This is a genomic window from Thalassoglobus sp., from assembly GCF_048270125.1.
Lineage (GTDB): Bacteria > Planctomycetota > Planctomycetia > Planctomycetales > Planctomycetaceae > Thalassoglobus.
The window spans coordinates 1-24466 of sequence record NZ_JBLWTN010000027.1; the positions used below are offsets into that span (position 1 = coordinate 1).

A 24466-nucleotide genomic window follows, 5' to 3' on the forward strand; every position below is an offset into this window, starting at 1 on the left:
GTTCAGTCCCCAAGAATGTTTGAATTACATTCACTCCTGCGGCTACACTGCAAACCAAACCTGAAGATGCTCTAGAGTCGCACAGAAGTGATTGCAGATGCCTTTCCAGCAACGAGTTTTAGCGTTCACAGCAACATGGCTGCGACGTTTTTTCGACTGGATCAACTCTGCAAATCACATCAGGATTCTTCAGTCTGCTGACTTACGATTCCTCAATTCTGCTGAGAATCGCTGACTACCCCTTCACGACAAAGTTGACCATGCGCTTTGGAACGCAGATGACTTTGACGATGGTTTTGCCTTCTAATTGTGGCTTGATGGCGTCGTTGTTTTCTGCGAGTGATTGCATCGTCGCTTGATCGGCATCAACCGGGATTTTGATCTTCGCTCGCATCTTGCCGTTCACCTGCACAGGGATTTCGATCTCAGCTTCGACGATTTTTGAGTCGTCGTAGCTTGGCCAGGGGGCGTAAGTGAGTGACTCGTTGTGTCCGAGCACTTGCCACAACTCCTCTGCGACGTGCGGAGCAAATGGAGCAAGTAGCAAGACGAATGATTCCATCGCCGACTTCGACCGTACCTGTTGTCCGGTGAAGAAGTTCGTGAACTCCATCATCTTACTAATGGCGGTGTTGAAGCTGAACTTCTCGATGTCATCAGTCACACCCTTGATCGTCTTGTGAAGAACGCGCTCCTGTTCCTCGTTCATTGATGCATCTTGCACAGCTGAGCAGAGAGCGATCTCTTCAGCCTGGTCATCAACGATCAATCGCCACGCCCGGCCCAAAAATCGATGGACTCCTTCGACGCCTTTTGTGCTCCACGGCTTCACTTGATCAAGTGGTCCCATGAACATTTCGTAGAGACGTAACGAGTCCGCTCCGTATTCCCGAACAACATCATCCGGGTTGACGACATTGCCGCGAGACTTGGACATCTTTTCGTTGTTCTCGCCAAGAATCATCCCCTGGTTGATCAACTTCTGAAACGGTTCTTCCGTTGAAACGTGACCACAGTCGAAGAGGACTTTGTGCCAGAAACGAGAGTAGAGCAGGTGCAAGACCGCGTGCTCGGCTCCGCCGATGTAGAGGTCGACGGGAAGCCAGTACTTCTCCATTTCAGGGTCGATGAACTTGTCGCTGTTTTTGTTGTCTGCGAATCGCAAGTAGTACCAGCAACTCCCCGCCCATTGCGGCATACTGTTGGTTTCTCGCTTTAAGCGTGTTCCATCTTCGGCGGTTTGATATAGCCATTCATCGGGAGCCCAGCTGAGCGGCGGATCGGGAGTCCCCTTCGGTTTGAAGTCTTCCATGTTCGGAAGTGTGACCGGAAGTTCATCCTCTGCAACGGGGCGAACATGACCGGTTGGTTTTCCTTCATCATCGAGTTCATGCCAGATCGGGAACGGTTCGCCCCAGTACCGTTGGCGTGAAAAGAGCCAGTCACGCAATCGGTAATTGGTGGCAGCTTTTCCAAGTCCGGATTCGTTGAGTTCGGCAGCGATCTGCTTCTTGAACTCAGCGGTCGGCGTTCCAGTATATTTTCCGGAGTTGATGGCTGTTCCGTTGCCGGTGAAGCCGATGTTGTCGACATCGTCACTTCCAGAATCAACAACTTCGATCACGTTGATGCTGAACGTTTGTGCGAATTCAAGATCCCGTTCATCATGTGCTGGAACCGCCATGATGGCACCGGTTCCGTAGCTGATGAGAACGTAATCTGCGATCCAGATCGGGATACGTTCTTCGTTGACCGGGTTGACCGCGTACGCCCCGGTGAAAACGCCCGACTTTCCTTTTGCCAGGTCGGTCCGGTCGAGGTCACTTTTGAGAGCCGCCTTGCGTCGGTATTCTTCGACTTCAGCTTTCTGTTCGTCTGTCGTAATGGAATCGACGATATCATGTTCGGGAGCGACGACCATGTAAGTCGCGCCGAACAAGGTGTCGGGACGAGTCGTGTAGACACGGAGTACGTTTGGTTCTGGCGAAGCAGGCAAGCCATTCGCCGCACGATCAGCTTTCCATTCTGCAAATTGCGTCGCGTTGTTCTCTGCGTCAACAAAGAAGTCGACTTCAGCACCGATGCTCTTGCCGATCCAGTTCCGCTGCAGGATTTTCACAGATTCGGGCCAGTCGACATCATCAAGTTCGGTCAAAAGCCGTTCTGCGTAGGATGTGATGCGCAACATCCATTGCCGGAGCGAACGGCGTTCCACCGGGAAGCCACCACGGTCGCTGAGCCCTTCCGCTGTCACTTCTTCGTTAGCGAGAACAGTCCCGAGTTCCGGACACCAGTTCACGGGCGCGTCGCTTTGATACGCAAGTCGATGTGCGTCTTGATAACGGCGTGTTGCGATGGCAACGTCCCCCGGCGGATCACCAGGAGCCAGGTGGGTTTCGACGACATTTTCCGGAATGGGGAGTTCGGAAATCGGACGCCCTTTGCCGATTCGTTTCTTTCCGTTGGCGTCGGTCCATTCGTAATCGGCGTCGTACCAGGTGTCATAAAGTTGAAGGAAGATCCATTGTGTCCAGCGGTAGTAATCTTCATCGGTCGTCGAGATTTCTCGAGTCCAGTCGTAACTGAAACCGAGCATTTTGAGCTGACGCCGGAAGTTATCGATGTTTTGGTACGTTGTGACGCGAGGGTGCGTGCCGGTGTTAATCGCATGTTGCTCCGCAGGCAATCCGAAGGCATCCCAACCCATCGGGTGCAGCACATGTTTCCCGCGCATCCGGTGATAACGTGCAATAATATCGGTCGCTGTGTACCCCTCGGGATGCCCGACATGGAGCCCTGACCCAGACGGATACGGAAACATATCAAGGATGTAAGATTTTCCGGTGGAGTCTTCGCGCGGCTCGTTGGACGTGGTAAACGTCTGGTTTGCATCCCAGAACTGCTGCCACTTCGGCTCGATCTGTTTCGGTTCGTATCGGGGCATTTTTTGGTCGAGGGACTAAGGTTGAGGTGTGAGTGTAATTTGACGAGGGAATTTCAATGCGTGTCAGCCGGTGAAGGACACTTTCATGATTTCATCGACTGCCCGTCACGAGGCTGAACGTAAAGATCAATATTGGATTTGCACTGAAACCAGTCCGAAAACCTCTGGAATCGTCGCTTTTCTCAATGTTTCAGTGAGCAAAATCAAGTTTCAGGATCAGTTCTGGAACTCGTGGATTCTTTGAGCGATGGGTTATTTTAGAGACTCAGAGATCAGAGGTCGACACATCGAATCGGGACAATGTTCGTGTTGAGATCTTGAGGGAATCAGCGATTCCAACCACGTAACTGTTCGGGAAAACTGAAATCTTTACGAACCGTTATTCATTCAGAATCGCCCAGATCCGGGCTGGGCCACCGGTTCCGCTCTGGATTTTGATGGGAGCTACGATGACGCTGAAGCCTTTGGGTGGCAGCTTGTCCAGGTGAGCGACGTTCTCTAATCCGAATTTTCCCGCCTTGTTCACGATATGATGAACTTCAAAGTCTTTGGAAATGCCGCGGTCGATGCTGAGGTTATCGACGCCGATTCCAATAGCTTTTCGCTTTTGAATTAAAAAGTCCGCTGCCGGTCCGGAGAAGGATGGAAAGTGGAGTTGAGAGCGCGCATCGCGATTTTGATAGCGAATCGGATTTCCCCAGAAGCGTCCCCAGCCGGTGTTCAAAAAGATGATCGAACCATCGGGGATGCGGCCATGTTCGGCTTCCCATTCTTTGATCTCATCGACAGTCAGCATTGCGTCGGCGTCGACTTCGGCCTTCATGGAGAGGTCAATCACAACTCCGGGGCCAGCGAGTTGTTTCAGAGTTAATTGATCGACACTTGGTTGGTTGGGCTCGAAGTGATTGGGGGCGTCGATGTGTGTGCCAAGATGCTCCGGCATACTGAACGCTTTGGAGAGCACACCATCCTTCTCCAGAGTGGCGATTGTGTGGAGTTCGAACGGTTTATACTTCTCTCCCGGCCAGTAAGCATTGTCGGCGTTCAAAGGGTACGTGAGGTCAACAATCTGACTCGTCGGTTTGATGACAATTTCTTCGCCAACACTCTCCGAGCAAATAGGGAAGAGAGAGGTGATCGCAATCAGAACAAGTGAGCGAAGAAGGTTCATGCTTGAGCATCTTTCGAATTGGTTTACAGGATCTGCCTCGTGGCGAACAGCATTTTTACAAGAGAAATGCGTTCTTTACGGGCACACGATAGAGCAAGCTGCTCTAGAATCCTCGGAACATGTTCAATGGTTTTTGTGCTCGGGAAGTAGACGTTTCATCAGTAAATATCGCAGCTCGACACGAGGCAGTGCACGCCTGCTCTCTCAGGGAATCATCGAAGACAATTTCCCGAAATCGTTGACGCGATCTGCCTCATGGTGAGTCAGCGATGTCGTTGTGAATGCGATTTTTTTCGCACACAGGCTCATTCAGAAACTGTTAAATGCTATCCAGTGCCTGCTTGAGGTCGGCGATGATGTCTTCCTTGTCTTCGGTTCCGATCGACAGGCGGACCAAGTCGGGACTCGCTCCCGCACTCATCTGCTCCTCAGGACTGAGCTGTTGGTGCGTTGTGCTCGCTGGATGAATGATCAGTGACTTGCTGTCGCCAACATTTGCCAGGTGTGAGAAGAGTTCGAGTTTGTTGATCAGCTTCACGCCATTGGCGATTTGCTCATCGGCATTCGCTCCGGTAATTCCAAATCCGAAGATCGCACCGCAACCATCGGGCATGTATTTTTTCATCGCTGCATGTGATGGATGCGATTCCAGTCCGGCATATTTGACCCACGAAACCTTCGGGTGTGAATCGAGGAACTCCGCGACAGCTTGTGCGTTCTCGCAATGCTTCGGCATTCGCAAGTGCAGTGTTTCTAAGCCTTGCAGGAATGAGAATGCGTTGAACGGGCTCATCGCTGGACCGAGGTCGCGAAGGAGTTGTGTTCGTAATTTGAGGATGTACGAAAGGTTCATCGGGCCGAAAGTCTCGTGGAATTTCAACCCATGATAGGAAGGATCAGGCTCGGTCAGTTCAGGAAACTTCCCGTTGTCCCAAGGGAAATCGCCCTTCTCGACCACGATTCCACCAATCGAAGTTCCGTGACCGCCGATGTACTTTGTACAGGAAGCCACAACAACATCGGCTCCATGTTCAAATGGACGAAACAGAACAGGTGAGGCGAGTGTGTTGTCGACAATCATCGGAATCCCGGCTTCGTGAGCGATTTCTGCAATCGCTTCGAAATCAGGAATATCGCAGCCAGGGTTTCCGATCGATTCGAGATACAAACAACGAGTGTTTTCATCGATCGCGTTCTTGAAGTTCTCCGGCTCCCTGGAGTCGACGAAGGTCGATTTGATCCCGAACTTGGGGAACGTGTAGTTGAACAGGTTGTAGGTTCCCCCATACAGGCTCGATGACGAGACAATGTTTTGCCCCGCCTGAGCGATGTTCATAATAGCCAGCGACTCTGCAGCCTGTCCGCTGGCAAGCGCCAATGCCCCGGAACCTCCTTCGAGCATCGCCAGACGTTTCTCCAGAACATCGCAGGTCGGATTCATGATCCGGGAATAAATGTTTCCAAATTCCTGCAAGCCAAACAGGCGTCCCGCATGGTCGGCATCGTTAAAGACAAATGATGTCGTCTGGTAGATGGGAACAGCCCGAGAATTTGTTGCTGGATCTGGTTCTTGTCCACCATGGACGCAAGTGGTTCCTCGTTTCATTGAAGCTTCTCCCATAATAAATCGACCTATGTAGTAATGGTTGGAATGTTCTGCTCGGTGGCAAGTAAAGAGTAAGATCCTGTTACGGATGTGCTCATTTCGGTGACGAAAAGTGGACGCTGGGCAGTCCCGCCCGGTGAGCAAGCGAGCTCTTGCTGAGCACGCAATCCGTTTCAAAATGCTGACAAAATACAGATGCCAGCTTGCTGCCGCTGTATGCTAACCGCACAAGTGCACAATCTCAAACTGTGTGGGCCGTTTCATCAACTGTAGATGGTCTCTTAGAAAAGTGGCTTGAGCGACCCTCAATTCAAGGGCGCATCATTTTCTGGTCTTCCCCCCTGCCTCGCACTGATCTGCGTAACGTCGTCTCCGTGATCTTCACAGGCTCAAAAACGACGAAGATGCTCTGTTTTGCAGAAAATGGAAAATAGATTTCGCACCAATTGCTGGGAATTCGTATCCTTGTGGAGTGGTCTCTCATGTGACACCTCAGTTTTTGAGGTGTTGCGTATCGGTCGAATTTCCTTGCTCGAATAGCTGGCAGACTCATGCTGACTCAACAACGCCGCGATTTCTTAAGGCTCATGGCAGCCGGATTTTCAGCCACTTCCCTGTCGGGATGGTTTCCGTTGTTGGCGAATCAACAGGAAGCGAAATCGCCCAAGTCCTGTATTTTGCTCTGGATGCCGGGTGGGCCAAGTCAGTTGGACACCTTCGATCCGAAGCCAGACCATGAGAATGGTGGCGAATTCAAAGCGATTCAGACCTCTGTTCCTGGAATCCAGATTGGTGAGCACTTGCCGCAAGTCGCTCAAATGGCTGAGCATCTGGCGATAATCCGTTCGATGAAAACTAAAGAGGGGGACCACGGTCGGGCCTCTTACCATTTGCGAACAGGTTATCTTCCAGCCGGGACGATTCAATATCCCACACTCGGGGCTCTGTTAGGGAATGAGTTCAAGCACAACCGTGCTGGTATCCCCAACTATGTCAGCATTCTCTCCAACAATTTCCTCAACCCGGCAGCTTTCGGTTCTGGATTCTTAGGCCCTCAGCGATCTCCGCTACTTGTTGGCGGGAACAATCCCGGTCCCGGTGGAGACGATGCTCCCGAATATGGAGCGCCACTGGAAGTCAGTAACGTTCGGCTGCGTGAGACAGTCACGGAATCACAAGCGAAGTCGCGAATGGAACTCCTGAAGTTTGTGGAGAACCAATTCGTCAAAGACCGCCCCGGCTTACCAACGGAAAGCCATCTCACAGCGTACGACCAAGCTGTGCAGATGATGAACTCCAGTGCGATGTCTGCCTTTGACCTCAGTGAAGAAGCTCCTGAAATCCGCGATGCTTATGGGAAGAATCGCTTTGGGCAAGGATGCCTGCTGGCCCGCCGACTCGTAGAACGTGGCGTCCCTTTTGTTGAAGTTGCACTGGGTGGACCGAACGGAGAAAACCAAATCGGCTGGGACACGCACCAGGACAATTTCTCTGCTGTTCAGGCTTTGTGCGAAACACTCGACCCCGCCTGGGCGATGCTCATGAAAGATCTTCAGGATCGTGGACTGTTGGAGTCGACGACGATCGTGTGGATGGGCGAATTCGGACGGACTCCGACCATCAACCCGCAAACCGGTCGTGACCATTTCCCGAACGCCTGGAGTACGGTTCTCGCCGGTGGTGGAATTCAGGGAGGACAAGTTTATGGTGCAACGAATGACGCAGGTATGGAAGTCGCAGAAAACCCGGTCGCTGTCAATCAATTGATCGCCACAGTGATGGGGGCAATGGGAATCGATCACACCAACCAAAATATGTCTGCCATCGGCCGCCCCATCCGCCTTGCCGAACCCGAAGTCGAACCGATTGCGGAACTCTTGGCATAGCTACGACTCTCTTCGTGACTGGCTGTCTCAACTTGCCTCTGCGTCTGTCGAACAGGTTTTACCAGTAAAATTACCAGTGAAGTCGCTTTTTCGCACAACTTGCTGTGAACCGGGGAGTTTGCTCTGCGGCTGGTCTGGCATTGCAGAAAACCTTCTCCGCTCGCTGTCGAATCGGTGATTGATTAAACTTATGTTAGAACAATCCCGAGATATGTTTTGACTATCAGCCTTCAGGCATTAACAGATTATACGAGGATATTGACATGTCAGGTTTTCAACAAACGTCACGTCGCCAGTTCCTTCAGGGAGTGGCAGCGACAGGAGTCGCCAGCTTGCTGCTTCCCGGATCTCAACGAGCATTCGGTTACCAAGCTGCGAATGACCGACCTGTGTTTGCGACGATCGGCCTGAGGAATCAAGGTTGGACGATCACCAATAAATCGTTCCAGTTTGCGGACTTCGCTGCCCTGGCAGATGTCGACTCAAATGTTTTAGGTGTGAATGTTGAGCGGGTCGAAAAGAAACAAGGCAAGAAGCCAGACGCTTACAAGGACTATCGAAAAGTTCTCGATCGCAAAGATATCGACGCTGTGATGATTGCGACGCCGGATCACTGGCATACCAAAATTGCTGTCGAAGCGATGTACGCAGGGAAGGATGTTTACTGCGAGAAACCGCTGACACTGACGATCGACGAAGGAAAGTTGATCGAAAAAGTCGTCAAAGAGACGGGGCAGGTTTTTCAAGTCGGAACAATGCAGCGAACCGAATCGAGTCAGCGGTTCTTGCAGGCGATTGCTCTAATTCGGGCGGGACGAATCGGGACTGTGAAAAAAGTGACGTGTGGAATTAACGGCATGGTGGCATCTCCGGTCATTCCGAAAACCAGTGTCCCCGAGGGACTCGATTGGGATTTCTGGCTGGGACCTGCTCCGAAAGTCGATTACCGGGCACTCCCCAAACTTCGCGAAGGTTACGGTGGCGGCGTTCCGCTTTACAGTAACTGTCATTACTCATTCCGAAACTGGCACGAATACTCCGGCGGAAAGCTGACTGACTGGGGCGCTCATCATGTTGATATCGCAAGCTGGGCCCTCGGCGCCAGCGACACCGGTCCCAGCAAAGTGACACCCCTCGAGTACTCATTGCCTGTCGAGTACAAAGATGGTCATCCCGTTGTAGATGATCAATACAACGCAGCGACCAGTTTCAAAATTCGGGTCGACATGCCCAATGACGTCGAAATGATCATCACCAGCGAGGGGGATAACGGGATTCTCTTCGAAGGGACAGAAGGCCGCTTCTTTGTGAATCGCGGCAAAATCGTCGGGAAACCTGTTGAAGACCTCAAAGAGAATCCACTTCCTGAAGGAGCGATTGAAGAGGTTTACGGTGGCAAAATCAGCAAGAACCACACCGCGAACTTCATCGAAGGGATGAACGCTCGCAAGCAGCCAATCTCCGATGTCTGGTCACACAACCGCATGCTGGAGATTTGTCACTTGTCGAACATCGCCATGCGTTTAGGCCGGGAACTCAAATGGGATGCCACCAAACGACAGATCATTGGCGACGATCAAGCGAACTCCTTCCTGTCGCGAGAAGATCGCAAAGGGTTCGAAATTAACATGTAGTCTTTCGCAGCCAAATCGCTGGGCCGCTCTTGAGAGGCCCAGCGATCCTTGTGCTGAAAAGAGAACCGCTCGGGTGAACCGCCGATTACGTCAACGCGAATTCAAATTGTTCGTTGTTTTGACGGTGAGCGGGGTCCATGGTGTGAAGCTGCAACTTCATGGACTTCTCGTCCAGGTGAGCTGAAACCCAGCCATTCGCCACCCCTTCCGAGAAGACATACGAAACGGCTGGCAAGTTCACGAGTTGCAGATTGCCGACCTTTTGTCTGTTCCATTGATGGCTGTGACCGTAAAAGAGAGCGCGGACGTTCGGACGAGCTTGTAAGATTTCGATGAGGGCATCGGTGTCCCACAGTCCGGTCCAGCGTCCACCTTTTGCAGGTTTTGTAAACTGGGGATTGTGGTGTCCCATCACGATTGCGGGCTTGTCGGGGCGGGCGTCAAGCTGTTTCGTCAACCATTGCAGTTGCTCAAACCCGACTTCACCGGCAACGTGTCCGGGTCGAATCAAGGTGTCGATGAGAAACCAGTTCGCGAACTGGCCTTCCAAAACACCAACGTGCTTTACGGGAACCGGATTTTCTGCCGGGCGGCTCTTTGCCATGTGTTCGTAGAGTGTCTCACGGTCGTCATGATTTCCCATTGTGAGATGAAGGTGAACGCCCATGTCATCCAGCGGTTTCACGCAATCGGCGAAGTTTTGATACTCAGCCGGGAGCCCTTTCGATAAGGCGCAATCACCATTGATCATGAGGTTGGCAGGACGCTTGGGGAGTTGACCAATCTGCGCGACGACAGCTTTCAGGTTGTCTGTCATGTTGATCCCGCGAGCTGTCCCGTCCGGACTTTCTGAGATGTGGGTGTCTGAAAGGAGAGCAAAGAAACGATCGTCGATGTTCGTCGCCTTCTCGTCAGCGCGAAGAGTTGTCGACATCACCACAGCAGCACTCGCTGCAGAAACGTTTTTCAGGAAGAGGCGTCGTGACTGCGACCCCAGATGAATCGGCATGTTGAGCTCCTGGATAAGGCGATAGCATTTTTCGAATTGGCATTCGCGTTCTGCCTCGTGGCGAACAGCAATTCCACTGGTAAAATGCGTTCTTCACGGGCATATGGTAGAGCAAACTGCTCTAATAAAAGGTGCTCTCATCTTAAGCCATCAAGTGATTTCTGTCACTGAATACAAAATTTGATGCAGGTTTTGTTGGACAGATTTCTTCAATCGGGACAGCGAGTCAGCGGAGCAGATGGTTGTTTGCCATTGTGATTCCCGAGAGCATTGAGCCGATGATGCCGAGGAATCCCTGGTCGGTTCCGCACAGGTACAAGTGCTCGATGGGGGTGGTGCCGTCAAGGACTTTGACCGGAGCGCCGTAGACCGCTCCTTTGAGATGACCGGTGAATTTCTTGATTGTGCGGGGGGTGAAGACGTCAACATCGACGATGTGGTCTTTGAATTCGGGGATGTGCTGCTGGGCCGATTCGACCATCTTGGCGGTCCAGAATTCTTTTGCTTTGTAGTACTCTTCGTCGGGCAGGTTCATCCAGTAGTCCGGGTTCGCCAGTGCGGTGATCCGGATGAAGCCATCTTCGAGTTGTTCGTCGTTGGCGTACCGAAAATTGTTTGGCGAACAGATAATTCCGCTGCGGACGTCACACGGATCTTGTGGAGGTTCGTAGTGAAATTTCTCTTCGTTGTTGTAAAAGACGATCGTCTCTTCGTGTCCCAGTTCTTTGGGTTGCTTGTCGAGAACAAAAATAGCTTCGTTGAAAGAGACCTCGCCATGTTGAATGTCTGCGGTAGGAATTTCGTTTCCACAGAGTTCATACGTTTCTGCCACGCCGGCAGAGGAGAGGACGTTCTCAGCTTCAATGTGTGTTCCATCATCGGTGATGACGCCGACAGCTTTACCGTTTTCGATGACGATTTCCCGAACACCCTGTCGGAGTTTCAATTCACCGCCGAGTGATTTGAAGTGCCGAGTCAGCGTTTTCAGGATTTGCCGGACTCCATCATATGGGCGACCGAAACCTTCTCGGAAAATACTTTTGAACATGATTACGAATTGGTTGAAATCCATATCATGCGGCAAGGCAGACCCGTAAAACATCAGTGGACAGAACAGCATGTCGATGAGCAGCGGATCACTGAGGGTTTCACTTAAGACCTTGCGAGCGGAAATCGGTTTCTGGTCGAGATCGAGTTCGTTGAACTCTTCGATCCGCTGCACGAGTTGGCGAAATCCATCGGCCTGCGAAGGAAACTCATCACAGACAGCGTCGAGGAACTGTTCGTAATTGTTGTCGAAGGCAATTCGATGGCCAGGAAAAACGACTGATGAGCCGTTTTGCGGTGAGAGGTCAAAATCGTCCCAGCGAAGACGCAACTGCTTGAGTAACTTCGCAAGTGGACCTTTACGCGTACCGGGGTCAGCGTAATTAGTGACAGCATGCAGACCGACATCATAATTACGACCCCGCAAACGGTAGAACGAGTTGAGTCCTCCGATTGTTGTGTGGCGTTCGAGAATGCAGACCGATTTTTCGTAGTAGGCCAAGCGAATCCCGGCTGCCAACCCGGACATTCCGGCTCCGATAATAAGAGTGTCGTATTTCACGTTTTTGCTTTCAATTTTCGCCGGCCACTTCAACTGTCAGGGCAAGTCTCAGGCTAACACTATCGTGTTTCTCGTGGGATGAAACGCGTTGAAAATGCTCAAAGCCGTGCTCCTCAATTTGTGACTCGTTTTAGCAGTCCGACTGCCAGATGTCCGCCGAATCCGAGTGATGTTTTGAGAAGATATTCGATTGGCTGACGAACTGCATGCCTGCCGGTGACTCGATTCGGGCATTCCGGATCGTGGTGATGGTGGTTTGCCGTGGGTGGGATGATCTGGTCCTTGATGGCACAAACGCTGGTCGCTGCTTCGACCGCCCCGGCAGCTCCCATGAGATGACCGATGGCCCCTTTGATTCCGAATCCAGTCGGTCTGTCTCCGAAGACCAGTTGGATTGCTCGTGCTTCGGTGAGATCGTTCATGCGGGTTGCTGTCCCGTGGTAGCAAATGGTCGAGACCTGCCGGGGATGGACCTGGTTCTGGTCGAGGAGTTTTTGGATCAGTTGCGCCAGGGTCTCACCGGTGGAGTCCACAGCTGTCAATCCTGTCGGATCACAACCAATCAGGCCGTCAACCCATTCCGCCAGCGGTGCGGCTCCCCGCTCATTCGCCTGATTCCAGTCTTCGAGTACCAGCGCGGCGGCTCCTTCGCCAACCACAAAGCCACCTCGGTGCTGGTCAAACGGTCGGCACGCCTGCGCGGGGGCGTCCTCCGGTTTCGCCAGCACTCCCAGCCGCCTGTATGAGGCGAGAAGCCCGGCATGTAATGAACAGTCGGTACTGCCAGTGATTACGGTCGATGCATCACCGTGTCGAATCAGTTCAGCGGCTCGAATGAGACTGACCATGCCAGTTGCACAAGCGGCGACCGGACAACTCGCTGGACCTTCCAGTTGAAACTCGTTCGCGACAGCAGTTGAGGGGCTGCTGGGGAAGAGAGCACTGATCTCCGGTTCTGTCTGGCCGGTCCTGTCCTCATGCAGTTTCGCGAAGAGATCATCGGTCGCTCGCAAGTCTGTCTTGCTTGTTCCGAAAACGCATCCGGCTGAGCGTTGAAACTCAGGAGAAAGCTGAGCCTGTGCAATCGCTTGCCTGGCAGCCATGAGGGCAAATATCGTACTTCGGGAATCGTGCAGTCCGGGATTCTTGAGTTCGACACGAGCCCCATAACCTCGAACCCGCGCTGGAATTTGGTTAGACCCGATTTCTTCCTCTGTGAGAAATCGTGCTGCGGAATCCCCCCGCTGAAGTGCCTCCCAAGTTGACTCGGTTTCTGTTCCGAGTGGAGTGACCAGTCCGATCCCGGTGACGGCGATACGAACCCGATTCACGTCAGCCTTTCGATGGGAGCGAGTCTTGTTTTCAGGAGCTTGAGACATGTAAGTGGGTGAAAACTTTCAGGGAAGGAATTCACCACAGATGTATGAAGGTGAGAATTCACGAGAATTTTTGAGAACTGATCCGCAAATTTGAAATTGACCTTTGCATTCTGCCTCGTGACGAGCAGGACGCGAACACTAATTCGAAAAATGCTCTAGCTGCGATTACTGCTGCGACCCACTGCGAAGAGTGCGAGTCCAAACATCGCGACCGTAATGGCAATTTCGACCCATAATGGACGTACGATGAATCCGCCGCCCGGGGAAGATTGCACCGGAGCGACAACAGGTGCGGGAGCTTGTGCAAAGAGCGACTGGCTCGCAATCATCACGAAGAAGATTGTGGACAGAGCCAGCATGATTTTTGTGTCTCGAGACATGGTTGTTTGACAGGTTGTTCTGGAATAGTTTTCAGCCTCAGCGAAACGGCGAATCAATACGGGATTCTCGTTGAACGGGCCTCTCTCAGGGGCTCTTCAAATTGCACCGAAGGTTTATAAGACCGAAAGTATTGGATGCCGCAGCTTTCGGTAATCGTGGGCTCCCAAGTTGACCGTTTGCCAGCTGGAGGAGCGGGTTTTCATGGCAGCAGCGTAGTCCTGGGTCCAGACTCCGTAAAATGCATATCGTCGCTGCCGGAACTCCCATGTGATGTCATGATACTCCATTTCCCGGGGCGTGAACACTTCGTAAGCAAAGACGAGCATGCTGCGAAAGTTCTCACCAAAGACCTGCTCCCACTCGAGCAGGCTGTGGATGTCGTCCTGCATGGTCCAGTTTTCCCAGAAGCCTGATTTTTGAGGAAATCGGCGTCCTTTCACATCAACGAGCAGGTTCGTGGAGGATTGTGAGTAAACGACAAAATCCATGGACTTCAGTGATGAGTCCTGATAGAGCGCCCGTTTTGACTCGTCGACAGCGACGTACGGTCTGCGCATGAGACGCAAAAAGTTCTCAAACGCAACATCATAATGATTCGACCGTTTTGCCATTTATTTAGAATCAGTCCGAAAACCTCTGGGATCGCTGTTTTTCGCAACGTTTGAGGGAGCAAATTCAAGCTTCAAGATCAGTTCTGGGATGTCCCCTGCACAAACTCTGCAATCGTCTGGTAGTCCGATTTCAGGGACTGGTACAGTTTTTGATAAATTGGATAGGCTCGATTGTAGGTCGCTTTGGCGGTCTCGCAAGGTTTTGTTTGCGTGACGACGCGAATTGTGGCCTGACAGGCTTCAACAACATCGTTGTAGGCTCCGGTCCCAGCGGTTGCCAGAAGTGCAGCTCCGTAAGCCGGGCCTTCTTCAGCGTTGATGGTGACAACCTCTTGTCCATAGATATCAGCCTGGAGCTGCTTCCAGAATTGGCTCCGCGATCCGCCTCCTGATACCCGGATTTCTTCAACGGGAATCTGCATTTCGCGAATCAACTCAAGGCAGTCCCGCATGGCGAACGTCGCCCCTTCCATGACCGAACGTCCAAGGTGTGATTTTCCGTGGCGCAGGCTCATACCGACCCAGGCTCCGCGTGCATTGGGATCGGCATGTGGTGTTCGTTCACCCGTGAGGTAAGGGAGGAAGAAGAGCCCTTCTGAGCCAGCGGGAGCTTGAGCAGCTTGAGTGGTGAGGAGTTCATAAGGGTCAACGCCCATGTCGCGAGCGACTGCAACTTCTGGCTGTCCGAACTGATTACGATACCATTGGAAACTGCCGCCAGCTGAAAGGACGCAGCCCATCACGTGCCATTTGTCTCGGACCGCGTGGCAGAACGTGTGAATCCGGCCAGCGGCGTCGATTTGGACTTCATCACTATGTGCGAAGACAACACCGCTGGTCCCCATCGTTGCGGAGACAGCACCTCGGCTGACGATTCCGTTCCCGATGGCACTGGCTGCTTGATCTCCTCCACCTCCAACGACCGGGACACCTGCGGGAAGCCCAAGCTTCGTGGCGGCTGTCGACGTTAACGTTCCGCTGACTTCTTCGGACTCATAAACTTTCGGGAGGAGTGCAGAATCGATCTCAAGCTTTGACAGGAGTTCGCTGGACCATTGTCTCGCTTTAACATCAAGGAGAAGCGTTCCGGAAGCGTCGCTCACCTCAGAGGCAAACTCACCGGTGAGGCGGTAGCGGATGTAATCTTTCGGCAGCAGGATCTGTTGAACCTGCTCATAGTGCTGCGGTTCGTGATTGCGTAACCACAAAATTTTGGGAGCTGTGAATCCCGTCAGAGCCGGATTCGCAACCAGCTTGATCAGAGATTCTCGCCCGCCAGCACGTTCTTCAATTTCAGCACATTCGCGAGCGGTCCGCTGGTCGTTCCATAACAGGGCTCGCCGGATCACTTTTCCTTCTTTGTCGAGAAAGACGGAACCATGCATCTGCCCGCTCAGCCCGATCCCTTTGACCTCCTCGGGGGCGATGTTCCCTCGTTTCAGCACGAGTTGTACTGATTCCACTGAGCCCTTCCACCAGTCTTCCGGATCTTGCTCGGACCATCCCGGTTGTGGGCTGTAAAGTGGGTATTCGACAGTCGCTGAGGCGAGAATCTCTCCATCCTCACGGACAGCGAGAGTTTTTGTCCCACTGGTGCCGATGTCAATTCCGAGGTAAACGCTCATGTTTTTTTGCCGGGATGCAGGAAAGGCGCGTATAATTCAACAAATTCTCCACACTGAGCCGTACGCTCACGTAGTTCACTCTCAGAGTGGAGGAATGAAGTTTAGCGATGAACAACCTGTTCAGCCAAGCAATTCAGCTGATCTCTTGACGATGCTCTCTTGACTGGGCTCTCAGCAAAGATCATTCTGGTTTTTGATTGATACGTCTTCACTCTTTAGTGTGGTGACTCATGAAACAACTGATTCCGTCCCGCCGCGCCTCGCTCGCTGGTCTTTCTTTCTTGCTCATGCTGCTCTTGAGTGTCGTTCCTTCGGCCTTGGCAGAAGGTCAGGCGGAGCAGTTGCGTCGACCGTTTTGGCTGCAAGGACAGCAAATGCGGAAAGCGTTCGCTCAAGCGGTGAAGGATCAGCGTCAACGTGTTGTGACACTCTACTCTGAAGATGAGGAAGTCGCGCTCGGGGCAATTGTTGAATCTGACGGTTGGATCGTGACGAAGGCGAGTCAAATTCAAAAAGCAACGCTGTGCGAACTCTCGGACGGACGTCGAATCCCGTTTGAATACGTCGGCTTTGACATCAATCTTGATCTCGCATTATTGAAGATTGATGCCAAAGATCTGGAGCCGGTGGACTGGCAAACGGAAGAACCCAAAGTCGGAGAATGGTTGATCACCACCGATTCCCGTGAACTCCCTGTGGGAGGAGGCGTCATGAGTGTCTCTCGACGGGAAATCCCTAAGTCCGAAGCACGTGGGGTGTTGGGGATTCAGTTGGAGATGGTGGAAGAGGCGATTGTCGAACAGGTCTTTCCGAACAGTGGAGCAGAGAACGCTGGGCTGATCCCCGGAGATTTAATCGAAGAAGTTGGTGAAACCGTGATTAGCGGGCGGCGACATTTGGTCGAAACGATTGCAACATTTCGCCCTGGTGACACGATTCTGTTGCGGATTATTCGAGAAGACAAACCGCTCTCGATCTCAGCAACATTGACTCATCCCTTTGGAGGCTTTCTCTCCAGAATTGCATTTCAGGAACAGATGGGAGGACCGCTCAGTTTTCGCCGTGACGACTTCGAAGCTGTCTATCAACACGATACCGTGCTTCGACCCGAAGAGTGTGGCGGCCCGGTTGTGACCCTCGCAGGCAAGACTGTCGGAATCAACATCGCCCGTGCGGGACGAACATCTACGTATGTTCTTCCAGCTGATCTGATAGTGAATCGAATTGCAGACCTGAAAACAGGCAAGTTTCCTCCCCCGCTCGCCAAGCAGCCTGACAGTGCAGAAACCAGTAGCGATGAACCTGCAAGCGATGACTCGACCGGAAACGTTGATTCAGGAAACGATAATTCTGATGAAGAATAAGCGAAGTCAAAGTGCCAGGTTGAGTCACTACGGAGAGGCTGAATACAAATTCTTCACGAGAAACCTGAATCTGCTTTCATGCCAAGCAGGTTCATATCTGAATCCCATCTCGAAATTTTGTCTCCTTTGAGCTCTTTCCGAAACTGTTTTATTCTAGGGCAAATCCAAAATTCGTCTTAACAGTGCTGTCTCGTGGCGTCAGCGTATGGACTTGTGAAAACGTACTTCGCGGACAAGAGAAACATTGGAAATGTTTTATGGCTGACCGCTTTTACTTTGATGGCGACTGGGGACACGCGACAGCCAAGGGTGTCGTCAACTTGACAGGCTCAGAAGCACACCATCTTTCCAAAGTGCTCCGCAAGAAAGTCGATGATCTGGTCGAACTTTTCGACGGTCGAGGCCAGCGGGCGGAAGCGAAGTTGATTCGGGTTGGGAAACGTGATGCCGATCTTGAGCTATTGAATGCCCCACAACCCTGCGTAAAAAAGTTGCCTCGGGTGACTTTGGCAGTCGCTCCACCGAAAGGAGATCGCTTTCGCTGGCTGATCGAGAAAGCGACTGAAATTGGTGTCGCTCAATTCATTCCCCTGCGAACGGAACATTCGGTTGTTCTTCCGGGAGGGACGAAACTGGAGAAGTTGCATCAGACAATGATCGCTGCCTGTAAACAATCGGGGCGAGACGAATTCATGGAGATCGCAGCGCCGATTGACTTGCAGCAATTGCCTGAGTCTCTCTCTGGAAATGATCAGCTGCTTTATGGAGACGTTCCCCGGGAAGACGTCGTAACATCATTAAGTTTCAAAAGTTGTAATGAAAATGGAGTCGTCGTTGTCATTGGTCCAGAGGGAGGTTTGACGGAGGCGGAAATCGATCAACTTCGTGAATGGGGCGGGCAGCCTCTCTCGGTTTCTCCGCACGTTTTGCGTATTGAGACAGCTGCCATCGCGGTTGCGAGCCTGCTCGTCTCAAACTTTTCGCTGCGATCTGACTGAATCAGATCTGTTCAGGGCGTCTCCAATGCTTCTCTTGTCCGCGAAGTACATTTTCACAAGTCCATACGCTGATGTCATACGCTGATGCCGCGAGACAGATCGCGAACACCAATTCGAAAGACGCGCTGGAAATCCTGACAACACTCTGGAATCAGGTTGGGTGACAGGGACTCCGGGAGCTTGTCCATTTTTTGTTCGAGCTAGAGCAGTTTGCTCTACCGTTTGCCCGTGAAGAACGCATTTCTCTAGTAAAAATGCTGTTCGCCACGAGGCAGAACCTGCAAACCAATCCGAAAGATGCTCTAAATAATGTCGTCGCCTTGACTACGCGTCTCTGTCGCGAAATAATGCCCAGCCATAAATTGGCGCAGTCAATTTAATGCGGTCTTCATTTCGGCGAAGAGATCCGGTCTCGTGATCGTACATGATCGATGCATGAAGACGGCTCATCGCAGTCACACAGAGTCGAGTACGCTGCTCTTTGAGCAGGGAAGCGGGAGCAGTTTCAATGGAGGATACTCAATGGATGTCGTGGGTCGAGGCCCCTTGGTTGCAACGAACAGCGACCTACTCTTCCCTGATTCGCTTTTGTGAGCGACTCGTTCAAGTCGATCTCCTTCCTGAAATCGTCACCGAGATTGCAGCGGAGTTCGGTGTCCCTCGCTGTTCGTTGGTCGTCCGAAACCGGAATTGGGAAACAATCGTCTCTCGTGGAGAGCCTTTGGCGTCGTTACCCGGAGCTTTGCTCGCCGAAGTGGTCGACAAAGATGCTGCTGTTTGGACAAGGTCTGCGGACGACAGCCCTGTGATGCTCTTGCCGACCGCTTCATCGGCTCAGCATGTCCTCGTTCTTTCGGGACCGCGCCTCGATGCTTCTCAACTGACTGAAGGTTTGGGAGTGGGGCGAGTGGTCGGTCAGCGACTGAACCAGCTCAATCGAGTCGCCAAAGCGGAGCGTCATGTCGACCGAATGAGAACGATGATCGGCTTGGCGCACTCCTTCGCTGGGGAGAAGGATACGCAAACTCTTCTGGAACGGATCGCTGAAGAGGCGTGCCGGCTCTTAAAAACAGACCGTGCAAGTATCTTCATCTGGGACAAGGAACAAAAACTTCTCATCGCCTGTCCGGCGTTGGGTGTCGAAGGAGGGAAGCTCTTTCTGCCTGACAACAAAGGGATTGTCGGCGATACCATTCATGGTGCGAAACCGATCGTTGTTGATGATGCCTACACCGATACACGCTTCGATCAGACTGTCGATAAAAAAAGTGGCTACACCACACGAAATCTGCTTTGTGTTCCACTCTTTGATGCGGATGGCGAATGCATCGGAGCCTTCGAGCTCATCAATAAGCTGGATGGGGATTTCAACGATGATGACCTGAATTCGCTGCAGGATTTTGGTGTGCAAACTTCGATTGCCATCAAGAATACCCTGGAGTTGGAAAACCTGGTTCGCAGCAATCAGAACCTCTCTGAGAGGGTCTCGACTGGCGTTGCGATCATCGGTGAGAGTGAGTCGATCAACGCTCTCCGTGGAACAATTGAACGGCTCGCTGCGACCGATTTGCCAGTTTTGGTACTTGGTGAAAGTGGAACAGGAAAAGAAGTTGCTGCTCAGGCTCTGCATCATCAGGGACCGCGCGCGTCGCGACCTTTCGTAGCTGTCAACTGTGCAGCTTTGACAGAAACGCTTCTCGAAAGTGAGCTGTTCGGTCATGAAAAGGGGGCCTTTACCGATGCTCAGGCGACTCATATTGGAAAGTTTGAACTCGCTGAGGGGGGGACGCTCTTTCTTGACGAAATCGGAGACATGAGTGTTGGCGGGCAAGCGAAGTTGCTGCGAGTTCTGGAGCAGAAAGTAATCACTCGCGTTGGGGGGACGCAGTCGATTCCTGTCAATGTTCGTGTTTTGGCGGCCACAAATGCGAATCTGGTGGAAAGTGTTCGTGAGAAACGATTTCGACAGGATTTGTACTATCGCCTAAGTGTTGTGACGATCGAACTCCCCGCACTGCGTGATCGTCCAGAAGATATCGTTCCGCTGGCGAGTTTCTTTCTCAAACGATTCTGTGCAGACGCGAATCGTAAACCGCTGCCGATCTCTTCCGATGCTGAGAAGCGACTGCAGATGCACGGCTGGCCAGGAAATGTGCGCGAGCTTCGGAACCTGATGGAGCGTGTCGCTTTCTTATCCAATGGTGACCGCGTCGAGGTTGAAGACCTTGCGTTTATTCTCAGCCCACAACGTGATGCGTTTGACGATCTTTCGGATGGGATCGGGCTTGCTGAGGCGACAAACAAATTCCAGCGTGAGTACATTAAGCGAGCCGTTAAACGGATGCAGGGGAACATGAGCGACGCTGCGGAATTCCTCGACCTGCATCGCTCGAACCTGTACCGGAAAATGCGTCAGCTCGGAATGGAAGTTGATGACGTCAAACCGTAAGACTTCTCTTGGGTGTTTGGCAGCTTGAGTTCTGGACGACACAAGCAACTCTAGAGCAGTTTGCTCTACCGTGTGCCCGTGAAGAACGCATTTCTCTAGGTAATGTTGTTCGCCACGAGGCAGAACCTGCAAACCAATTCGAAAGATGCTCTATTCCACAAATTTCGGACTGGTTTCACGAAAAAAGCGTTGAAGAAACCTTGTGGTTCCTCCAACGCTTATCGTTCAGGCAGGTTAGAGAGATCTTTTCAAAAATGCTCTCGTGGAGTCCGCTCTTCACGAACACGAGAAACTCGAATCTGTTCTACTTGAGTTCTTTGATCATAACTTCGCGGAACTGGACGGCGTCGTTGTGCCCAGCGAATCCGAAGTAACCTTCTTTCAGGTTTTTGCCTGGATGTGTATCGACCTTTGGGTCTTTATTTTTGTGCATGTAGTCCGTGATTTTACTCAGGTCGGTCTTCAGGATGATGTTTCCGTTCAACTCGACTGTGATTTCTGGGCCAACAACTGTCACTTCCTGATAGTTCCATTCACCAGGCTCGTACAGGTAGCCACGAAACGCAGCTGCCATTCCGTATGCAGATCCGTGGTATTGTCGTGGATCGAGCTTGGCGTACTTGGGGTGTTCTGAGTCGAGAACCTGAAGCTCTGTCATGCCATCGAAGGCTGGGTTCCCTTTGCCCGGGTAGCGAATGGCGAGTCCATTGTTGCCTCCGGGTGGAACTTTGAACTGGACGCTCGCTACGAAGTCGGCGTACTTCTTGTCGGTATGCAGTGTTCCGCCTTTGCCTTCCTTACAGCGAATGCTGCCTTCGACAACTTCATAGTTCTCGGTTGGGCCGCTCCAGCCTTTCAGGTCTTTTCCGTTGAAGATGCTCTCGAAACCTTCTCCACGTTCTTCTGCGAGAATCTTCACAGCTTCCTTGGGAGTGAACTCTTTGATGGCAATGTTTTGCCACTGAATTTCACCACCGTGTGTTTGCAATTGAATCTGTCCGCTCGCTCGCAATGGAACTTTGCGTTCTTTATCCCAGTAGTTTTCCATGATGGCGTTGTCGACAACTTTTTCGCCGTTGAGCCAAACTGTTGTGCGGGCACCGATTTGACGAATTTTGAACTGGTTCCATTCTCCGAATGGTTTGTCCATCACTTTTGTGGGGAATTTTCCAGGTGCTCCGGCGCTGTTGTTCCACAGAGCTCCTGAGCCTTTGTCAGATCCGTGTTTAAATGCGGGCTCATGTGTATGGTCCCAAATCTGAACTTGCGGAGTATTTTTCAGATAGATTCCACTGTCTGCGGTCGGGACAGTTTTGTAATCGATGAGTAATTCGTAGTCCCGGAAGGAATCGTCGGTTGTCAGGTAAGCTCCATGGCCATCGTTGACGATGGCTCCATCTGCCACTTTCCAGTGTTCGGAAATTGACTGATTCCACTCTTTCATCTTGGCAGCTCTGTCTTCTTCAGACATGGCAGCCAGTTGATCTGGATTGAAGTGTGGCATTCCGTGCCAACCTGTGAGGTCTTTCCCATTGAAAAGAGAACGGTAGCCTTCCGGAGCTTCGTTCTCTGCCGCTGCAAATGAGCAAAGGCAGGTCAGTGTGAGTAAACAGGCAGTAACGCGCAAGGTTCTTCCCCTTCAGGTCTTGATAGTTGTCGCAATCCGATCGATCACAACGAAACAGGTATTGGTGTCTGTGACGGAACGGTCTCTGTCATCGTACTCTGGTCGAAGTGAACAGACTTTGTCGACTTCGAAATAGTTCAGCACGGCATCGGAAAATCATGATGAGAATCGAGCCACTAAAAAGCGTATCGAACTGTTTCACGGTTTGCGAACCAAATTGAGGCAGATTGCTATTGTCCTAATTCCAGAAACTGGCATATTCTGCCGATTCAACATATTGAGGTGGCGTTTTGCGAACGATCGCAATCGAGAGGAGTCAAACCCGTTGCTCCTTCCACTTCATAATCCGTGACGAAAATCAACGAATTCTCGGTGATGGAAGTCACAGCCCCGAAACGGGAGTGTCCTGCCGGATGACAGGGATGGATGGCAGAACACGTGCACCGCATGGAGGTTACGCACATGGGCAAATTAGGTAGCTCGCTTTTAACATTTCTGTTTTCCGTACCGGTGACAGCCGTCGGATTCATGGCGATTTTCGGAGTCCCGCAAATGACTCCGTTAAGTGCATCGCCAAGCGATGATATTGTGATTCGCGATCCATACGATCAAAATCCGTGGGAAAATCAACAATCTGCCGGGCAGCAAACGCCTCAAGGTCAACTTCAGGATGCGCCTCCCCATCATTCTATGCCAGCACATGGAAATGCATCTGCTCCGTCTTGGGGACAACAGAATGGGATGCAACAACAGCAACATATCCAGACCCCAGATTCCGCTCCTCAGAGAGCGCTTCCCCCAGCACATTCACTGGGAAATCGCATAGTCGATAACGCAGCTCCCCCGGCCTCGATGGGGATTCCTCAACAGTTTCCAGCTCAACCAGCCACCGCCGGGAATCTCCGTACATCGAACACCCAGGCAGGTTCGGTTACGCATAACCCGTTCAACGAAATGAACTCGAGCCGTCCAAGTAACACGACTGAGACTTCAGTCCAATTGCTGACATGGCATCAGGCCTCTGCTCGTTTAGCGGAACTCGGAATTCAAAAGTATCACCTTGAACGAGGTGGGCAAGAAGGCAACTTTTTGTTTGTGTGCCTGTATCGCCCCGCCGATTCTCCACAGGTGACTCACCGCTTTGAAGCAGAAGGAAACGATCCGCTCGTCGCCACGAATCAGGTGATCAGCCAGATCGACAACTGGATTCGAAAGAATTACCAAGCCAATAATTCCATTTCCGGTGCACGTTTTTAAAAGCGGTGATTTCGTGAAATGACCACGATGATTCACCCGATAGATATCGAAAGTCTCTAACAGCCCTGTTTCACCATCATGTTGAAACCGTTGTGATTCACTCGGTTTAAACACTGATTTAAAAACTGAGTCAGGTTTTGTTAGCGTGAATGATTCCAATGTTGACGAAGCAAACAACGCAATTTGGCAATCCCTCAGGAACGTGCCAAGTTGCGTTGTCGCGTTTGGGGCAAGCTGAATCTGGCTGGAAATGGTGCTTCCGAATTCGACGTGCCGCTGAACTGATCGAGAATACTTCTCAAGAAACAGCCACCACACGTTCCCCGAAAATGGCTCGCCTGGAAGCTGCGCTTTTCGTCGCAGAGCGGGCTCTCTCGCTCCGCAAGTTGATGCAAGTGGCAACCTTGGCAGATGTGAAAGAAGCAGCCTCACTGATCGAGCAGCTCAATGCCAACTACGATGCCGATGGCTCAGCCTTTCGCATTGAGCGCGTCGCGGTGGGGTATAAAATGTTTACGCTTCCGAGGCTCTCAAAATGGTTGGACCGTATCCACGACCGCCAGTCATACATGAAACTCTCAGCCCCGGCGATGGAAACTCTTTCGATTATTGCTTATCGACAACCATGTACCCGTGCAGATGTCGAATCGATTCGAGGTGTTCAGGCTTCCGAAATGATCAAACAGCTGATGGAAAAAAGTCTCGTCCGGATCGTTGGTGAAGACGACTCCTTGGGCCGACCCTATCTGTACGGAACAACAAAGCTGTTCCTGGAAACCTTCGGCTTAACCAATTTGAATCAACTTCCAATGGCAGACCAGTTGAGCAAACAACCGGACCCAGAGCAGGACGCCGAACTCACAGAAGGCGAAGAGCCGGACCAACTGGCAGCCTGACAACGGGCATTCCGCATACT

General features: G+C 51.9%; 17 protein-coding genes. 7 read left to right on the forward strand and 10 right to left on the reverse strand.

All coding sequences use genetic code 11. The annotated features are described in order from the left end of the window. Positions 1 to 235: 235 nt before the first annotated feature. The 3 genes from leuS to ACN0YR_RS20705 all read right to left on the reverse strand — a co-directional run bounded on the left by leuS (position 236) and on the right by ACN0YR_RS20705 (position 5736). A complete protein-coding gene (leuS, locus tag ACN0YR_RS20695; protein WP_417851121.1) occupies positions 236 to 2944 on the reverse strand; it encodes a leucine--tRNA ligase in 2709 nt (902 codons plus the stop codon). Between the two features lie 379 nt (positions 2945 to 3323). Beyond that, entirely contained in the window at positions 3324 to 4115 is a 792-nt protein-coding gene (locus ACN0YR_RS20700) for a cyclase family protein (protein WP_417851122.1), read from the reverse strand. 319 nt (positions 4116 to 4434) lie between these two features. Beyond that, the gene (locus ACN0YR_RS20705) at positions 4435 to 5736 is read right to left on the reverse strand and encodes an O-acetylhomoserine aminocarboxypropyltransferase/cysteine synthase family protein (protein ID WP_417851123.1); all 1302 of its coding nucleotides are present in this window, start codon (positions 5734 to 5736) and stop codon (positions 4435 to 4437) included. A gap of 536 nt (positions 5737 to 6272) precedes the next feature. Between ACN0YR_RS20705 and ACN0YR_RS20710 the strand changes: the two genes are divergently transcribed. Both ACN0YR_RS20710 and ACN0YR_RS20715 read left to right on the forward strand, forming a co-directional pair. Further along, complete coding sequence (locus ACN0YR_RS20710; protein WP_417851124.1) at positions 6273 to 7607, forward strand: DUF1501 domain-containing protein; 1335 nt, start codon at positions 6273 to 6275, stop codon at positions 7605 to 7607. A 263-nt stretch (positions 7608 to 7870) separates the two neighbouring features. Next, positions 7871 to 9241, forward strand: a complete 1371-nt coding sequence (locus ACN0YR_RS20715) for a Gfo/Idh/MocA family oxidoreductase (RefSeq protein WP_417851125.1) — start codon at positions 7871 to 7873, stop codon at positions 9239 to 9241. Between the two features lie 85 nt (positions 9242 to 9326). Here the strand turns inward: ACN0YR_RS20715 and ACN0YR_RS20720 are convergent, their stop codons facing one another. The 6 genes from ACN0YR_RS20720 to xylB all read right to left on the reverse strand — a co-directional run bounded on the left by ACN0YR_RS20720 (position 9327) and on the right by xylB (position 15855). Beyond that, complete coding sequence (locus ACN0YR_RS20720) at positions 9327 to 10250, reverse strand: metallophosphoesterase family protein (RefSeq protein ID WP_417851126.1); 924 nt, start codon at positions 10248 to 10250, stop codon at positions 9327 to 9329. Between the two features lie 226 nt (positions 10251 to 10476). Next, positions 10477 to 11859 (reverse strand): phytoene desaturase family protein, encoded by a 1383-nt coding sequence (locus ACN0YR_RS20725; protein ID WP_417851127.1) that lies wholly within the window; start codon positions 11857 to 11859, stop codon positions 10477 to 10479. A gap of 113 nt (positions 11860 to 11972) precedes the next feature. Continuing rightward, entirely contained in the window at positions 11973 to 13190 is a 1218-nt protein-coding gene (locus ACN0YR_RS20730; protein ID WP_417851128.1) for a beta-ketoacyl-[acyl-carrier-protein] synthase family protein, read from the reverse strand. Positions 13191 to 13393: 203 nt separating this feature from the next. Next, entirely contained in the window at positions 13394 to 13618 is a 225-nt protein-coding gene (locus tag ACN0YR_RS20735) for a hypothetical protein (protein ID WP_417851129.1), read from the reverse strand. Between the two features lie 114 nt (positions 13619 to 13732). Continuing rightward, positions 13733 to 14230, reverse strand: coding sequence for an HYExAFE family protein (locus tag ACN0YR_RS20740; protein WP_417851130.1), 498 nt, complete (start codon positions 14228 to 14230; stop codon positions 13733 to 13735). 77 nt (positions 14231 to 14307) lie between these two features. After that, a complete protein-coding gene (xylB, locus tag ACN0YR_RS20745; RefSeq protein WP_417851131.1) occupies positions 14308 to 15855 on the reverse strand; it encodes a xylulokinase in 1548 nt (515 codons plus the stop codon). 230 nt (positions 15856 to 16085) lie between these two features. Here xylB and ACN0YR_RS20750 point away from each other — a divergent pair, with 230 nt between their 5' ends. The 3 genes from ACN0YR_RS20750 to ACN0YR_RS20760 all read left to right on the forward strand — a co-directional run bounded on the left by ACN0YR_RS20750 (position 16086) and on the right by ACN0YR_RS20760 (position 20666). Continuing rightward, positions 16086 to 17219 carry a S1C family serine protease gene (locus ACN0YR_RS20750; RefSeq protein ID WP_417851132.1) on the forward strand — a complete coding sequence of 378 codons (1134 nt, stop codon included), beginning with the start codon at positions 16086 to 16088 and terminating at the stop codon, positions 17217 to 17219. A gap of 257 nt (positions 17220 to 17476) precedes the next feature. Next, the gene (locus ACN0YR_RS20755; protein ID WP_417851133.1) at positions 17477 to 18217 is read left to right on the forward strand and encodes an RsmE family RNA methyltransferase; all 741 of its coding nucleotides are present in this window, start codon (positions 17477 to 17479) and stop codon (positions 18215 to 18217) included. Between the two features lie 508 nt (positions 18218 to 18725). Continuing rightward, a complete protein-coding gene (locus tag ACN0YR_RS20760) occupies positions 18726 to 20666 on the forward strand; it encodes a sigma 54-interacting transcriptional regulator (protein WP_417851134.1) in 1941 nt (646 codons plus the stop codon). 304 nt (positions 20667 to 20970) lie between these two features. Here the strand turns inward: ACN0YR_RS20760 and ACN0YR_RS20765 are convergent, their stop codons facing one another. Then, a complete protein-coding gene (locus tag ACN0YR_RS20765; protein WP_417851135.1) occupies positions 20971 to 22293 on the reverse strand; it encodes a 3-keto-disaccharide hydrolase in 1323 nt (440 codons plus the stop codon). Between the two features lie 426 nt (positions 22294 to 22719). Between ACN0YR_RS20765 and ACN0YR_RS20770 the strand changes: the two genes are divergently transcribed. Together ACN0YR_RS20770 and scpB are read left to right on the forward strand one after the other, a co-directional pair. Further along, the gene (locus tag ACN0YR_RS20770; protein WP_417851136.1) at positions 22720 to 23550 is read left to right on the forward strand and encodes a hypothetical protein; all 831 of its coding nucleotides are present in this window, start codon (positions 22720 to 22722) and stop codon (positions 23548 to 23550) included. A 158-nt stretch (positions 23551 to 23708) separates the two neighbouring features. Continuing rightward, positions 23709 to 24446 carry an SMC-Scp complex subunit ScpB gene (gene scpB, locus ACN0YR_RS20775; RefSeq protein ID WP_417851137.1) on the forward strand — a complete coding sequence of 246 codons (738 nt, stop codon included), beginning with the start codon at positions 23709 to 23711 and terminating at the stop codon, positions 24444 to 24446. Positions 24447 to 24466 lie beyond the last annotated feature (20 nt).